Source organism: Fibrobacter sp. UWB3, assembly GCF_002210405.1.
In the GTDB taxonomy this organism is placed as follows: Bacteria; Fibrobacterota; Fibrobacteria; order Fibrobacterales; family Fibrobacteraceae; genus Fibrobacter.
On record NZ_MWQJ01000006.1, the window covers coordinates 22,375 to 39,059 of the forward strand.

General features: G+C 49.1%; 9 protein-coding genes. 4 read left to right on the top strand and 5 right to left on the bottom strand.

Annotated features, from left to right (window positions below):
• Positions 1 to 27: 27 nt before the first annotated feature.
• Together ileS and B7991_RS08205 are read right to left on the bottom strand one after the other, a co-directional pair.
• The gene (ileS, locus tag B7991_RS08200; protein ID WP_088630384.1) at positions 28 to 3,213 is read right to left on the bottom strand and encodes an isoleucine--tRNA ligase; all 3,186 of its coding nucleotides are present in this window, start codon (positions 3,211 to 3,213) and stop codon (positions 28 to 30) included.
• 76 nt (positions 3,214 to 3,289) lie between these two features.
• Complete coding sequence (locus B7991_RS08205) at positions 3,290 to 4,030, bottom strand: hypothetical protein (protein WP_088630385.1); 741 nt, start codon at positions 4,028 to 4,030, stop codon at positions 3,290 to 3,292.
• A gap of 372 nt (positions 4,031 to 4,402) precedes the next feature.
• On the opposite strand from B7991_RS08205, the gene B7991_RS08210 reads away from it, so the two are divergent.
• Positions 4,403 to 5,797: a sugar porter family MFS transporter gene (locus B7991_RS08210; RefSeq protein WP_088630386.1), complete on the top strand. Its 1,395-nt coding sequence runs from the start codon at positions 4,403 to 4,405 to the stop codon at positions 5,795 to 5,797.
• Between the two features lie 113 nt (positions 5,798 to 5,910).
• On the top strand, positions 5,911 to 7,182 hold the full coding sequence (locus tag B7991_RS08215; RefSeq protein WP_088630387.1) for a polysaccharide deacetylase family protein: 1,272 nt from the start codon (positions 5,911 to 5,913) through the stop codon (positions 7,180 to 7,182).
• A gap of 220 nt (positions 7,183 to 7,402) precedes the next feature.
• On the opposite strand, the gene B7991_RS08220 is transcribed toward B7991_RS08215, so the two are convergent.
• On the bottom strand, positions 7,403 to 9,586 hold the full coding sequence (locus B7991_RS08220; protein WP_088630388.1) for a glycosyl hydrolase family 8: 2,184 nt from the start codon (positions 9,584 to 9,586) through the stop codon (positions 7,403 to 7,405).
• Between the two features lie 144 nt (positions 9,587 to 9,730).
• On the bottom strand, positions 9,731 to 11,941 hold the full coding sequence (locus B7991_RS08225) for a response regulator (RefSeq protein WP_176421785.1): 2,211 nt from the start codon (positions 11,939 to 11,941) through the stop codon (positions 9,731 to 9,733).
• 306 nt (positions 11,942 to 12,247) lie between these two features.
• Between B7991_RS08225 and B7991_RS08230 the strand changes: the two genes are divergently transcribed.
• Both B7991_RS08230 and B7991_RS08235 read left to right on the top strand, forming a co-directional pair.
• Positions 12,248 to 13,777: an HD-GYP domain-containing protein gene (locus tag B7991_RS08230; RefSeq protein WP_088630390.1), complete on the top strand. Its 1,530-nt coding sequence runs from the start codon at positions 12,248 to 12,250 to the stop codon at positions 13,775 to 13,777.
• A gap of 15 nt (positions 13,778 to 13,792) precedes the next feature.
• Positions 13,793 to 14,143 carry an Hpt domain-containing protein gene (locus B7991_RS08235; protein ID WP_088630391.1) on the top strand — a complete coding sequence of 117 codons (351 nt, stop codon included), beginning with the start codon at positions 13,793 to 13,795 and terminating at the stop codon, positions 14,141 to 14,143.
• Between the two features lie 78 nt (positions 14,144 to 14,221).
• Here B7991_RS08235 and B7991_RS08240 read toward each other — a convergent pair whose 3' ends face one another.
• The gene (locus B7991_RS08240; RefSeq protein WP_088630392.1) at positions 14,222 to 16,606 is read right to left on the bottom strand and encodes a hybrid sensor histidine kinase/response regulator; all 2,385 of its coding nucleotides are present in this window, start codon (positions 16,604 to 16,606) and stop codon (positions 14,222 to 14,224) included.
• Between the last annotated feature and the right edge of the window lie 79 nt (positions 16,607 to 16,685).

Here is a 16,685-nt window from a genome sequence, read left to right on the forward strand (position 1 = left end):
GCGTTTTTAGAATCTTTTTGAGAGTATTTAGGCTTTTACCGTCGTGAATGCGAAAGCCTCTCCATCGGCGTCGTTTGCTTCGAGGCCATCGGCAGCGGCAGCCCACTTGATGGCGACAGCTTGCGTCTCTCCGGCGATGTAAGCTTCATTCTCGGCAACAGCCTGCTTGAAGACGTCGCTTGCAGAGAACAGCGTCACTTCGATCTTGTCGGTGATGGCGTAGTTCTGGTCCTTACGGCGGTTCTGGATGCGGTTCACGAGTTCGCGGGCCACGCAGGCGCGGCGGAGTTCGTCCGTAATCTTCAAGTCCAGAGCCACGGTGAAGTGCTGGTTGGCTTCCACGGCCATGCCATCGGCCACGATGCGGTTGAGCATCAGGCAGTCTGCACCGACTTCACCGAAGTCGAACTTGATGGTTTCACCATTCTGCAGAGCCTTGATTTCATCGACGCTCAGCGAATTCAGCTTCGCAGAAATCACCTTCATGTTCTTCGCGTAATCCGGGCCCTTCGCCTTGATGGCGAGGAAGTTCGGCTTGGCGGAGAGCTTCACGAGCTTCGTCTCATCTTCGAGGAACTTCATTTCGCGAACGTTGAGTTCTTCGAGGATCAAGTCCTTCATGGTCTCGGCGACGTTCTTTTCTTCGTTACCGTGAGCAACGACCGTCATGCTAGCAATCGGCATACGGTTCTTTACGTTGTTCGTTGCACGAATCACGCGGCCCATTTCGACCATGCCACGCACCATGGCGATGCGTTCCACAAGCTTTTCGTCCATGAGGGACTTGTCAGCGCTCGGGAATTCGCAGAGGTGTACGCTCACCGGAGCGTTATCATCGACTTCGCGAACGAGAATCTGGTAGATTTCTTCGGCGAGGAGCGGGAGGAACGGAGCGAGAATCTTGGAGAAGTCCACCAAGACCTTGTACATGGTGGCGTAGGCGGCGTTCTTGTCGCCATCGTTTTCGGACTTCCAGAAGCGGCGACGGCTGCGACGCACGTACCAGTTCGTGAGGTCATCAACTGCGGCAATCACGGCAGGCACCACGTTGTACAGGCGGTAAGCCTTCATTTCGACTTCAACCTTGGCAGCGAGATCCTGCAGCGTTGCAAGCATCCAGCGGTCAAGTTCATTGTCGCTCTTTACTTCCTGACCCGGCTTCCACGTGAGCTGGCCCTTGGCGGCGTCAGCATTGTGGTTCGAGACAAAGAATGCAACAGCGTTCCAAAGCGGGAGCATCACCTGCTTCACGATGCCCTTCACGCCTTCTTCGCTGAAGCGGAGATCTTCGGCCTTCAAAGCGGCGGAGTTGATCATGAACAAGCGGATGGCGTCGGCACCCGTGCGTTCGATAAGATCGTTCGGGTCCGGGTAGTTGCGCTTGGACTTACTCATCTTGGAGCCGTCTTCGGCCAAGATAATACCGTTCACAATCACGTTCTTGAATGCCGGCTTCTGGAACAATGCGTTAGAAAGTACGGTCAAGGTGTAGAACCAACCACGAGTCTGGTCGAGGCCTTCGGCAATGAAGTCGGCCGGGAAGCTGCGTTCCACGAGTTCCTTGTTTTCGAACGGGTAATGGCGGCTGGCATACGGCATGGAGCCGGATTCAAACCAGCAGTCGAACACTTCAGGCGTGCGGCGGTAAACCTTGCCGTCCTTTTCAATCGTGAGCTTGTCCACAAAGTGCTTGTGCAAGTCGTCGAGCTTCACGCCGGTGAGCTGCTGCAGTTCTTCGATGCTGCCCACGGCAATCATGTCGCCGTCGTCGCTGAGCCACACCGGAATCGGCGTACCCCAGAAGCGGTTACGGGAAAGGTTCCAGTCGCGGGCGCCTTCGAGCCACTTGCCAAAGCGTCCGTTCTTGATGTGATCCGGAACCCAGTTCACAGTCTGGTTGTTTTCGACCATCCATTCCTTCAGAGTCTTGGTCACGCCGTCCTTGCTAGTAACAGGCGCATCAATCTTGAGGAACCAAGTCTTGAGGGCGCGGTAAATCAGAGGAACGCCGGTACGCCAGCAGTGCGGATAGCTATGCACAATCGTGTCCTGCTTGAACACGCGGCCCTGTTCCTTGAAGAAGCGGATAATTTCCTTGTCGGCTTCCTTAGCGCCAAGGCCCTTCCACATCGGGACCTTGTCCGTGAACTTGCCTTCGGTATCGAGCGGGTCGAAAAGGCCGAGGTCGAGTTCTGCGCCCTTCTGGAAGTCTTCTTCACCGAAGGAAGGAGCGGTATGCACGGCACCGGTACCGTCTTCGGTACTCACGTAGTCGGCGGGGTAAATCTTGTAGTGGCGGGACAGCTGGTCCGGCGTCACGAATGCGTCGGAGATACGGGAAAGCGGCTCGTAGTCCTTGCCCACGAGTTCAGAACCCTTGCAGGTATCGACGATGTTCGGGTTCTTGAAGTAGGCCGCGGTACGGCTTGCGGCAATCCAGTACTTCTTGCCATCCTGTTCCACAAGGTTGTAGTCCATGTCCGGACCCACAACAATGCAGAAGTTGGAATAAAGTGTCCACGGAGTCGTCGTCCACACGAGGATGCTCGTGTCCTTGAACTTGGCTTCGTCCGTGTTGAGCGGGAAGATGAGCGTCAGAGACGGGTCCTGACGGTCCTTATAGCCCTGGTTCGTTTCGAAGTTCGAAAGCGGAGTGGCAAGCGCCGGGCTGTACGGCTGGATGCGGTAGCCCTGGTAGATGAGGCCCTTGTCGAAGCACTGCTTGAACACCCACCACACAGATTCCATGAAGTTCTTGTCCATGGTCTTGTAGCCCTTGTCGAAGTCCACCCAACGGCCCATGCGGCGAACGGTCTTCTTCCATTCGCTCGTGTACTTGAGCACCTTGCCGCGGCAAGTTTCGTTGAACTTGTCGACGCCGAGCTTCTGGATTTCGGCAACGCCAGCGAGACCAAGTTCGTTCTGCACGAGAGATTCAATCGGAAGACCGTGGCAGTCCCAACCGAAACCACGCGGAACCTTCTTGCCCTTCATGGTCCAGTAACGCGGAACGATGTCCTTGATGGTACCGGCAAGCAAGTGACCATAGTGCGGAAGGCCCGTTGCAAACGGAGGGCCATCATAGAATGTATACGGTTCGGTTTCCGGACGGGAGTCCAGCGACTTCTTGAACGATTCATCCTTATCCCACAAGCCGAGCACACGCTCTTCAATCTGCGGGAAGGTCTCTTCTTTCTTTACTTCACGAAACATGATTGAACCTCAGGGGCAAACGCCCCACATTAAATTTTCGAGAGCAAATTTAGCAAATTCCCCTTTTATTATCAAATCAATACAAGAAAATCCAGCCACCCTGAAGCTTACCGCGCTTGTCATTTAGCGGGATTTCTTCCGGTGCATATTCCAAATACAAACCCCAGGGATGTTTCTTTTCCCAAAAAGCGCTGATGCCAAACGTCAACACATTCGTTCGATGCGCATACCCCGGGTAGTTTTCCCTGCCCTTATCGCTCGTCCAATCCGAAAATATCTCGTTTTTAGCATTCGATCCGCCGCTATTGAAAGCGACCCGTTCGTAATTGACGTAAGCTCCCAAAGAAAACACTTCACCGAGATCAAACATTGCACCGCCGCCAATGTTGTACAAAATAAAGCCGTCAAAACGTCCCTTCGGATTATTCACTTTAGGCTCATAATTTTCTTTTTGTTCATTGGAATAATAGCCACCAACAAAAGAGACTCCCGCCCCTAAATATGCAGGGCCAATCCATTGCACAACACTCGGACGCACCCCAATATCCATCGGAATGGAAATCGGGACAGACAAGAACAATCCCCCTTTTTGCCCAGCCAACGAGTAATCAAATGACAAAAGTTCAACTTTCGCATTGACAGCAAGCCCTATCATAGATTTCGAATGATGCGGCGACGAAACTTCCCTACTTTCATCACCAGCATAGACTCCCCCCGCTTCCACATAATGGTACTTTTTCTGGTCCGTTGAATACTTGAGGACAGCGGCTTCTCCCAGCAAGTTTCCAGACGAAGTCGCAGCGCATCCCGAGAACATCAAAGACGACAAACACAAAAACAAAAATTCCGCACAAATTCTTTTTATACTAGACAAATTCATTTATTTTTCCTTCCGCAAAAAGGCGTTTTTTTTACAAACCACAAAATAAAAATTCATCGGCCACATATTCCAAGTTGGAATATATAAAAAAGGCCGCTTTTAAAAAATTCTGTTCCAATGTAAGAAAATTATATATATCTATTTACAAATAGGACGGGAGCAGTGAAGCTACAACTTTCGACTTATGTAAGAAAACCGTTAGTCCTTTTTGGACTATCGAGATTAATTGTAAACCTTGAATTTACAATTTCTTGATAGCTATATTAGCGGCTAATCCATTTGAAAAATTCAAAAAACAGAGGTACGAAAATGGCAGTAGAAGACAATTACAAAGTTGGACATGTCATCATGATAACCCTTTCCGCCGCCATCGGAGGGTTCCTATTCGGTTTTGACTCGTCCGTGATTAACGGCGCCAACGTTGCACTTAAAGGTTACTTCAATTGTAACGACATGCAGCTTGGTCTTGCGGTTTCTCTCGCATTGATTGGCGCTGCCATCGGTGCATATTTCGCCGGCCGTCTGGCAGATAAATTTGGACGTGTACGTTGCATGCTCGCAGCGTCCGTCCTTTTCTTTATCAGTGCAATCGGTTCCGGTCTCCCGTTCACCATCTACGATTTCATCGCCTGGCGTGTCATCGGTGGTGTCGGTATCGGTGTGGCATCCATCATCGCCCCGATTTACATTGCCGAAACTTCACCGGCGCATTTGCGTGGGCGTCTAGGATCCATGCAGCAGTTCGCCATCGTTATCGGTATCTTCGTGGCGCTGCTTTCGAACTACATCATCGTCCGCATTTCGGGTTCCGCAAGCAACTTGATTATGGGCATTGAATCCTGGAAGGTGATGTTCTGGGTCGAAGCTATCCCGGCATTCCTCTACGGTGTCGCCGCCTGGCAGCTCCCGGAATCCCCGCGTTTCCTCGTGAGCAAGGGCCGCATGGAAGAAGCTCAGAAAGTGCTTTCGATGATTGCATCCGTCGGCATCAAGGAAAAGGCTCAGGAAATTGAAGACTCCTTCAAGACTCACAAGCCGGCTATGCTTTCAGACCTTCTCGAAACGGTCGCTGGTAAAAAGCGCATCGCTCCGATTGTCTGGGCAGGTCTCGGTCTTGCCATCCTCCAGCAACTCGTGGGTATTAACGTGATTTTCTACTATGGTTCCATGCTTTGGCAGAGTGTCGGTTTCGGTGAAAGCGACGCCTTCCTTACGAGCGTGATTTCCAGTGCTATTAACTTGACCATGACTATCGCTGCTATTCTCCTCATCGATAAGATTGGTCGTAAGCCGCTCTTGCTCATCGGTTCTGCAGGCATGACGCTAACGCTTGGCATTCTCGCGTGCTGCTTCATCTTCGGTTCCGACGCAAGCGGCAACCTCGTTGGCAATAGCGGTATTTTCGCCCTCCTCGCAGCAAACTTCTACGTGGCATTCTTTGCCGCTACATGGGGTCCGGTGATGTGGGTGATGCTCGGCGAAATGTTCAACAACCGCATTCGTGCCGTGGCTATCGCAATATGCGGCCTTGCCCAGTGGGGTGCAAACTTCTTGGTCAGCTGGTCTTTCCCGGTTCTCGTCGGCAAGGACGGCATCGGCATTGGCCCGACCTATTTGATTTACACGACTTTCGCAGCAATAAGCTTTGTGTTCGTCGCCAAGTTGGTGAACGAAACCAAGGGCAAGAAGCTCGAAGCCATGTAATCACAAGATTTGCTATAAATCAACCCATCGAAGGTCTCGGATTTTCCGGGACCTTTCCTTATATAACTATTTTGATTTTTATTGGGTATTTTAATTGTTGTTGGACTAGGATTATGAATTACAAAACATTAGCACTTACTTCTGGACTCGCATTCGGACTCGCAGGCATTACCATGGCAAACCCCATCAAAACCATTCCCTGGAACGGCCATGTCGGTGCCGTGAGCTTCACTTTCGATGACGCCCTCGAAAACCAAATTGAAAATCTAAAGCCTGTGCTAGACAAGCAGCCCGATGTGCATGTCACGTTTTTCCTCACTAGCATGGGGAGCGGCTATAGGCAAAAGGCCGACGGTTTTGCGGCACTCGCAAACAATGGCCATGAAATAGGCAACCACACCGAATCGCACGGACATTTGACTTCGATTAGCGACAACAGCGAATTGGAAAAAGAAATCGTCCAGTTCGCCGAAGACATCGAAAAGACACTCGCAAAGAACGGAGCCAAAATACACGTGATTTCATTCGCCACTCCGTTCTGCGAAAACAACGCCAAAGTTAAAGACATCATCAACTCGCGACACTTCATCAACCGCGACTGCGGTTGGCACGGTCGTAATGAATGGGACGTGGAACCGGACTGGTTAAGCCTCAAGGCCAAAATCTGGACGCGTTCAGGCGCCACGGTAGAAGAAATGCTATCGTCGCTTGACACGGCAGCCTTCATCGGTAACTTCGAAGGGGCGAATCCGTGGGATGTTCAAGTGCAAGGCGGTTCCTGGCTCGTCGTCTTGAACCATGGCGTCACCAACGATCAGGGTGACGATTACGCCATCGACCCTGTGGATATCGAAAAGCAGTTCAAGCACGCCATCGAAAACAATCTTTGGATAGCCCCCTTCGGCACCGTAGGCGCCTATTATCGAGCCCACTTCATCGTCGATGCTGCAAAAGAAACCGCAACAGATGACGGATTCACGGTAGAATGGGCCATTCCAAATGAGCACATGCCCGCAAGCATCCCGCTCCGCGTGAACATCGACACCAAAAGCGTTAGTGAAAATGCAATCGTAGAACAGGGCGGTAAAGCTATCAAGCGCGAAAGCGACGGCAGCTATGTTATCGAATTCACGGAAAAGAGCCTCAAAGTTCGAAAGCCAAAACCTGGCGAGAATCCCGATTCGGTAACGTCAATTCCGGGTTCAGCGACACGCGCACTTGCAACGGCCCCAAACTACACAAAGTACACGCTTTTTGACCTGAACGGGAATAATCTTGGGAACGTCAGTGGCTTTGAAGTGCCTGCAAAATTTCCAAAAGGCACATATATCATCCGCGCCGAAGCGGCCGGTCAAACACCTTTAATCAAAAAAGTTCATCGATAGCCTTCTTGACCTAACGAAAATACAAGAAATAACTGGATCCTTCGGGCTTAAGCCCTCAGGATGACAGGCCGGAATGACAATGTGAAAAGAATTGTGTAAGACGCCCCCGGCACCCTTCGACTGCGCTCAGGGCAGGCTCCAGGATGACAGGCCGGGATGACAAAGCAAAAAGCCGAGGCATTCGCCTCGGCTTTTCGCTTTTTAGGAATTCAAAGTTGAATTACTTGACGTTGACGCGGTTCATTTCGGAACCAACGCGAACGATGTAAGAACCCGTGGTCGGGACGCGAACCGTCATATTGCTGCTCATGAGCATGCCACCGGCAATTGCCTTGCCCTGCATGTTGTAGACAGCGAACACGCTACCAGCCTTAGCACCGTTGATTTCGACCTGCATGCCGTTTGCACGGACGCTGAAGGTCGGCATCATGGAGACCTTGTAGAGGCTGACCGGCTTGATTTCCACGCCAGTGAGCTTGACCGGGTCAATAGCAGTCTTGCTTGCATCGAGGAATTCGATAGCCTTGATGGAGATTTCACCAATGCCACCCTTAGCATCCTTGACTTCCCACTTGAGACCCTTGATCTTCTTGATGATTTCAACACCTTCCGGAGCATTGTTTCTGCTAACCCAGTCGAGAATGTCGATTTCGAGGCCAGCACCAGCACCCTTGAAGCCGTAGTCGCTCGGGGTCATATCGTAGAGCACTTCCTTGTAGTCTTCGGTGTTGTCAACATAGACACCCGGTTCAGAACCAGCACCAGCATTTTCGACCTTCTTTTCTTCGTTTTCATCCGTGATGGTATTGAGGATAGCCATGCGGATCGGGCCAGTAGACTTAGCCGTCACGCGGATGTACTTGATACCGAGAGCAGAGAAGTCCACACCGCAGCTCTTGTCCTTCTTGCAATCATCCTTCTTGAAGGAAACTGCGATACCAGCAGACGGGTACTTGAGCGTGCCAGCGGCAGCTGCTTCAGCAGTCCATTCCGGTTCCGGACCAATTTCCATAGAAGCACGAGCAATGACAGTGCCGTCATCCAATCTGTAAAGCGGAGAATCGCCAGAATCCGGGACCATCTTGGTGCCGATACCGAGCTTGTCGTGGTATGCACCCCAGTTCCAGAGGCCAGAAACGCCAACAGTCGTATCACCGAATGCCAAGTGTTCACCGGCGCCTTCCTTGATGGACGGAGCCTTGCTCGGATCCGGAGTGAACGGAGTGAAACCAGTGGTATTGTAGAGGTTAGGCATGTTACCCGTCACGAGGAGGAGGTAAATCATGTTCAAAGTTGCCGGATAGTACTTTTCACCGGCGACAGAGCCTTCACCGCAACCCTGAGCGGTAGAGCAGCTCTTCTTTTCCTTGAGAACCTTGTAAACGGTACCGAGGTAGGTCTTTGCTTCAGCACTTTCGATAGAAGAAGTAGCAAGGCCGAGACCACCAGAGAACGTAGAAGAAACAAAGTTGCGAATATCGCTTTCATCAGCATAGTACTGACCACCGTCGTACTTATAACCAGAATTCACGCCACTAGCAGTACGAGTTGTCGGGAGGAGCCATTCCACAACTTTCTTGTTGAAAGCCTGAGCCTTGGTATCACCGTACCAGTAATAAGCCATAGCCATACGCCACGGAGTACGGGCAGCGTCATCGTAGAAACCGATATCGTTAGAAACGGCAGCAGACGTCAAAATCGGCTTGTGAGAATTCCAGTCGCACCAGTCCGGAACGAGACCAGTCTTAGAATCCTGGCAACCGTTCAAGTCAGTGTAAGCCTGGGAGATAACGCTAGACCAAGAACCGCCAGCAACATCCTGGAAGAGCTGGAAGTTAGCAGTCGTTGCATAGCTCGGGTTGAAACCGTCATTCCACTGGTTACCCGGCTTAATCTTGTTGCTTGCGATATCGTTGGAAGCAATCCAAGAAATGAGGGACTTACCTGCAGTGAGGTAAGAAGCGTCATTCCACTGCTTGGAAGCCATCACGAGAGCAAGAGCAGCGTCGAAGTCAGCGTCAGATGCAGTACCAGTACCGCCTTGGCAACCGATACGCCAGTTCATACCGCCATTGGCACCAGCGCTGTTGCCCGTCCAAGTCTTATAAAGATTTTTGAAAACTTCCTGATCGTCCATGTAGACGGAAATCAACATACCGTATGCAATAGCTTCGGAAACAGTAGAGCAAGTTCCTTCTGGAGCGAGCACCCAACCATTGCTAGCCTGGTACCAAGCCTGTTTCCACAGCTTATAATGTTCCTTGATCATGTCCGTATCGGCATATTCAATGATATGACCGTGCGGGTACTTCATGTTCTGCGGGAACGGGAACTGTCCTGCAGCAGAAGCCGTCACTGCAGCAGCTGCAGCAACGCCAAACATAACTTTTGCCAAATTCTTCATATGAATTCCTTTTAAAAAAAGATTTCACCCATCCAAGTTAAAAGATAGTTTGATAGCATATAAAAAATCAACCCTTCTTTTGTAAAAGGATTGACATAATGCGGTAAATCACATCAAAAGTGTTCTTAAAATGTTCCTAAACTACTATTTTTCGTTAATTTTTCTTTGCATTAAAGAATACATTGAATCAAAGACTCTCGCAACAACAATCGGCTTTGCCAAATGGTCATCCATTCCCGCGGCCAACGACTTTTGCCGATCTTCTTCAAACGCATTTGCCGACACCGCAATAATCGGAATTTTCGCCTGCGGGAAAGCCTGGCGAATTGCCCGAGTCGCCTCATAGCCATCCATGACAGGCATTTGAATATCCATCAGGATACAGTCATAATAATCAGGGGCGTGTTCCTTGACTTTTGCCACAGCTTCCAAACCATTTTCGGCAATTTCGACCGTCATCTGCGCATCCTGCAAGAAATCCAGGGCGACTTCCCTATTAAATTCATTATCTTCAACAAGCAAGACGCGCTTACCTTTCAGGAAATCCCCAACTTCAACAGAATTGTGTTCGCAGCCGTCAATGGAAACATCGCTTTCGGTCGCAATCTTGAACTGGGTCCGCACACGTACAGTAGTGCCAAGCCCAACCTCGCTCTGGATGGAAATTTCAGCGCCCATCATATCGACAAGGTGCTTGACAATGGACATGCCAAGGCCAGTCCCTTGCACACCGCTCTGCGTCGAAGACTGCTCGCGAGAGAATTCATCATAGATGTGGTCCAAAAACTCCTTGGACATGCCAAGGCCATTATCGCTTATTTCAAAATCATATACAGCATAGCCATCGACTCGGCAAGGCAATTCCTCAATCGTAAAAACAACGCGTCCGCCATAAGGCGTAAACTTTTGGGCATTCGAAATAATGTTATATAGAATCTGGCGCAAGCTACTGACATTCGCTATTACAAATTTATTCTTGATGACCGAGAAATCCCAAATAAATGAAATATTCTTATGATTCATCATGGGCATGCAGCCCTCGCAAAATTCAGTCATGCAAGAGGTGATGTTCATCATGCGTTCTTTCAGCAAAACCCGTCCAGACTCAATTTTTGCCATATCCAGAACTTCTTCAATCAGCTGGAGCAAATATCCGCCCGAAATACGGATCTTTTTCAAAGCATCCAAGACATCCGTCTTGTTTTCGAGATGGCGTTCAGCACGTTCCGAATAGCCGATAATGGCGTTCATCGGCGTACGAATATCATGGCTCATGTTGAGCAAGAACTTCGACTTCGCCTCTTTAGCTTCTGCAGCAAAGGCTTCGGCATCGCGCAACCTGGAATCCAGCACTTCTTGACGATTTTTCAGTTTGCGCCTGACCGCAATCCAGACGAGAGAGGCAATCAGGGCTAGCCCAAGAATTCCCAAAACGGCACCAAACACGGCAGCAGCACGAGAGTGAATTCGCAAAAGCTCTCCGGAATAGTTCGGCATACGGAACCCCGCATACTTGACTACATATTCACGCATGCTCTTTGGCGAAAGCATCAAAACGCCCTTTGTCAGGATAGACGCAACTTCACGTGGAGCATCACGCGGCACAGCGATACGCATCCCGTAAAGCAAACTATCGTAACCGTCGAGCACTAGGTCCCGCAAGTACAACGGAGTAAACACCCACCCGTCATCGCCACCGGCCATGCCATAATGACCATCAAGGACAATATGCCATTTTTTTATTTTCGTCACATTGTCCGTATCGTTTGCCGCCGGTACCACAAATTCATATTTCAGGTCATGCGGACGCGCAATTTCAGCAAAAATATCTAAAAGGATTCCCTTGGCTACCCCGTTTTCTACGTAAGCATACGGAGCCTTGGCATTTTGTACGGTAACCTTGAGCGTTCTATTTTGGCGAAGAAAATCCTTCAAGAAAACACGTTCACGCTCGTTAAAAACTGAATACGCCAAATTTTCAGAGCCATAATATTTGAGGTAAAGCCTGTTTTTCCAGTTCGGTTCCACCATATCCATTTGGCGAATGCCATAATTGATTTCATCAAGCAGCGCCTTATCGGACTTGCGGACGACGATATAATTGGAGTCCGGTCCCACCGGCAACGAATAGTCAAAAGGAGTTCCATCCTTAATTTTTTTCTGCGCCGACGAGACTAGATCAATTTCACCTTTCCGGAGCATCTCCAACATATCATCCCAGTTTTTGTCGTAGCCGACAAACTCGTAATTCAAGTCTGCAAACCGGGATATTTCGGAAAGCAATTCATAACCGTAACCACTTTTTTGGCCATTCGACAAGATTTCGTGATAGCCAGAATTAGCGAAAAACCCCACTTTTACAGAACGTGGAGAGGCGCATGCATAACTAACCAGCAGCAGGGCAAACAAAAAAATCAGTTTTTTCGCACGCATAAACATTAGCCTGCCTAAGCTTATTATATTTATATTACAATATATATACAATTTTTATATATATTGCAATACTGATTAATTTTGAATACTACAATTTGGTCTAATAAAACCCCAAAAACAGTGATTATGAGCAACAATCCCAAAGAAGTTATAATTTTCTTACGTTCCGTTTTTAAAATTATATACATTTAAAATGTATTGTATTTGGGACCTAAAGGAATGTGTGGTATGGTTGAAAAGCGACCTCTTATACTGATTGTTGACGATGTGGCTTTAAATAGAGCCCTGTTATCGGACATACTCAGCGACAAATACAATATTATCGAAGCGGAAAACGGCAACGAAGCTTTGCTTTTACTCAGGGAAAAGACCTCTGAAATTTCGCTCGTGCTACTCGACATGGTCATGCCCGAAAAAGACGGCCTGGAAGTGCTCGCTATCATGAACAAAAACGGTTGGATCAATGAAATACCGGTCATCATGATTTCAGCAGAAAACGCACACGCCCTGATCGAAGGCGCCTACATGCTCGGAGTCACGGACTTTATTGCACGACCTTTTGACGAGATGGTTCTCAAGAATCGCGTGAACAACACCATCCGCCTGTACAAAAAGCAAAAAAGTCTCTCCGACCTCGTTTTAAACCAGATTTACGAAAAGACGCGCAACAACAGCATGATGGTGACCATGCTGAGCCACATCGTGGAATTCCGCAATGGAGAAAGCGGAATGCACGTGCTGCACATCAACACCATCACAGAAATGCTTTTGCGAGAGCTCCTGCACCGCACAAAAAAATACCAGATCAACAGAAACGACATAGGCATTATCTGTACGGCATCGTCCATGCACGACATCGGGAAAATCACAATCCCCGATGAAATCCTGAACAAGCCAGGCAAGCTCACGCCAGAAGAATTCAACATCATGAAAGGGCACACAATCAATTGCGCCCAGATGCTGAATGCAGTGCCGGTCGGTAACGACGAGCCCCTGATGAAATACGCCTACGAGATTTGCCGTTGGCATCATGAACGCTGGGACGGCAGGGGTTATCCGGATGGACTCAAGGGCGACGAAATCCCCATAGCGGCACAGATTGTTTCTATCGCAGACGTTTACGACGCGCTCACGAGCGAACGTTGCTACAAGCATGCATTCTCTCACGAAAAAGCGCTCGAGATGATCCACAACAACGAATGCGGCGTGTTCAATCCGGTTTTGATTGAATGCCTTGATGCCATCGCTGACAAGCTTGTTGTCTCGCTCCAGACATTCGACTGGAGCAAGCAGGCAGACAAGGACTTTTTCTACATCGCCGATGCGATGATGAACGACCACAAGTACCCGATTTACAACCAAGCGTTTAGGCAGTTCATTGACGAGCGCAAGAAAAGCCACTTCTACGAGTCCATGATAAACGGCATTCTTTTTGAATACACTTACTCGCCTTCGGTCATTAAGCTTTCGCCAAAAGCATCACAATTGCTCGGGCTTCCAAAGACAATCGTTGACGAAGATGGCAACATAGGCAGCCTTGCACATGACGCAACAGCAGACGAAAACCTGTTGAAAATCAGGAAAATTCTGCACCGCAAAACCGCCCCCAAGGACAAGCCGGTCCTTATCAAACAAACTTTCAACATAGACGGCAAGAGTACCCCCTGCACAGTCAGGTTGCTTCAGATCTGGAACCAATCGACAAAAGAAAATCCCGTACTCGAATCCGCTTATGGACACATCGACATTTTACATTAAGGTTAGGATGAACTTATGACACTCTCTGAATTTTACAGCTCTCTCGGTGAATCGTTGAACGAAGTTCTTGAAAGACTCCGCATGGAATCTCGAGTTGCAAAATATTTGGGACTTTTTTTGAACGACCCGAGCTTTAACGAACTCAAAGCAGCCTTTGCAAACAATGATGCAAAGACTGCATTCCGTGCAGCACACACGCTTAAGGGCGTTGCCGCCAATCTAGGGCTGAACAAGCTCTCCGCATCGAGCAGCGAACTCACCGAAGACCTGCGTCCGGAAGCATTCACCGCAAACTCGCAAGCACTCTTGGAAAAAGTCGAAGCGGACTACAATGTTGCAGTCAATGGGATAAAGCAATTGGAATAATTACTTAGATTCACTGGATCCTTCCGCTTTCAGCGTCAGGATGACGGAGACGTTTTCAGCGTCAGGATGACGGAGACATTATTTCTTGAGATATTTTTTTAACGAGTCTTCGAGTTGGGCAATGACGATGGGCTTTGCCAAATGTCCATCCATGCCCGCTTCAAGGGACTTACGACGGTCTTCATCAAATGCATTTGCAGAAAGCGCAATAATCGGAATGCGCTTGTCCGGGAACATCTTGCGGATGGTGCGTGTCGCTTCAAAGCCATCCATCACCGGCATCTGGATGTCCATCAAAATGCAATCGTAATAGTCCGGGCCTTTTTCTTTTAAACGTTCTACAGCGATAGAGCCGTCTTCGGCAGATTCTACGACGACACCTGCACTTTCCAAAATATCCTTGGATATTTCGAGATTCAGTTCGTTGTCCTCGACAACTAAAATCTTGAACCCTTCGAATGAAACAGGCTCTTCTTCCGAATGAGCAAAACGCACCTGTTCAACATTTTCGGGATGTTCCTGAATGCGCATCGGGATACGGATAGTAAACTTGGATCCCTCACCCACCTTGCTTTCCACTTCGATAGAGCCTTCCATCATATCGATAATGCGCTTGGTAATGGCAAGCCCAAGGCCTGTTCCCTGCTGCTTACTCACCGTAGAAGTCCGCTCGCGGGAGAACTCGTCAAAAAGGTGCTGCTGGTATTCGGCGCTCATGCCGATTCCCGTATCCTGAATGACAAACTGGTATAGTCCAAAGCCTTCGCGATCCGATGGGATTTGGCATACGTCAACAGTGACCGAGCCGCCCGACGGCGTATATTTCACCGCATTCGAAACCACATTGATAATCACCTGGTTCATGCGCAGAAAGTCTACATACACATAGGCATTCGTGATATCGTGGTGACTGAACTCGAAATGCACGTTTTTCTTTTCGGCAAGGGAACGGAGCATCGGAACATAGTCTTCGCCATTCTCGTTCAAGTTGACCGGATTCAAGTCCAGTTCCACCTTGCCGCTTTCAATGCGCGACATATCCAGCACATCGTTGATCAAGGACAAAAGGTGTTCACTCGAAAGTTTCGACTTGCTGAGGCAATCCAGCGCCTTGGCCTTGTCATCAATATTCTTGACCGCCATATCGGTAAAGCCAATCATCGCGTTAAGCGGCGTGCGGATGTCATGAGACATGTTGAAGAGGAACGCGCTCTTCGCCTTGTTTGCAAGTTCGGCTTTTTCAAGGCTCGCCATTTCGCGTTTTGTTTCGGCATCGACGCTATGGAAACCGGCAATTACATGGTTCTTGAAATTTTCGTCCTTGACAAATTTAATCTGGTAATAAACATCTTCACCATTGACCTGCAATCTGAAGTTGACGAAGTACATGTGTTCATGTTCGACCATGTCAAGTACTTTTGCAGGTTCAGTCGCGGCGCAGAACGATTCGCGATCGCTCGGGTGAACAACGGTATTAACAAGCACTTCCAGACGTTTACCGAAGTTGTCGATTTTGGACCACCCCGGAACCATCTCATCAAACATGGGGTCAAAGCGGTAATGCACCTCGGAAAGCGTCTCGTAATCCACGTACACCACGCAGCCGAAGTCATCGGACAAGCCTGAAATCACAGCCATGTCGCGGTTTGCAATCGCCTTGCGTTCGGCCTTGGCGGATTCCTCTTCATCGACGTTTTCAAGCGTCACGACGATGTGATTTTCTGAATCAGGAGTCTTCGCCGCTTTTAAACGGTAATATACTAGACGCCCGTCAAACGAAAAACGGAAAGAGACAGACACCGCTCGGTCTTTTTCCAAGCCGTGCAACAGCTTTTCCTTGTCTACAAAATTCTTGACTGCATCCCAGTCTTCCCTGTACACAACCTTTTCAAGAGCCTGTTCAAAACCCACAAAAAAGTCATTGCAGTTCTTGGCATCGAGAGTCTTCACGACACCTTGGGCGTTAAATTCAATGAACGAGTTGTCGTTGATATCGACGTAATAAATATTATCGAAACCATCGCCAAGCGTGTTTGCAATATCGGAATACTGGTCGAGTTCGCGCACGTGCATCTTGAATTCGACCTGTTCCGTCACGTCGGTGCAACAGCCTTCAAGACGCATGCCGCGCGTGTACTTGTCATTTCGCTTGCCATGATTTTGCAGGAATATCACTCCACGAGTCTGGTGATTCCAGGCGTACTCCAGTTCGGACATTTCACCGCGAGTCATCTGGTCCACAAATTCAGCATAAGCCTCGTAATATGAGAGGTCTACGTTATTGCACCATAAATTGTAGAGGTCTTCAGGGAGAGTTTCTTCAGGGAATCCAAGAATCTGGAGAAGAGCTTTATCGGCATACATTCGTGGAGGGCGGCCTTCATCTACTTCGATGACCCATAAGCCAACGCCTGCACTAGACAGAATCGCATGAGTCAAGTCTGACGATTCAAGACAGTCCATGATTTGTTGATCCTCCAACAAGAATTCCCTTCCAACGGGCGTCTCCAGTCGCCCTAGTGTATAAAATACACATATTTTT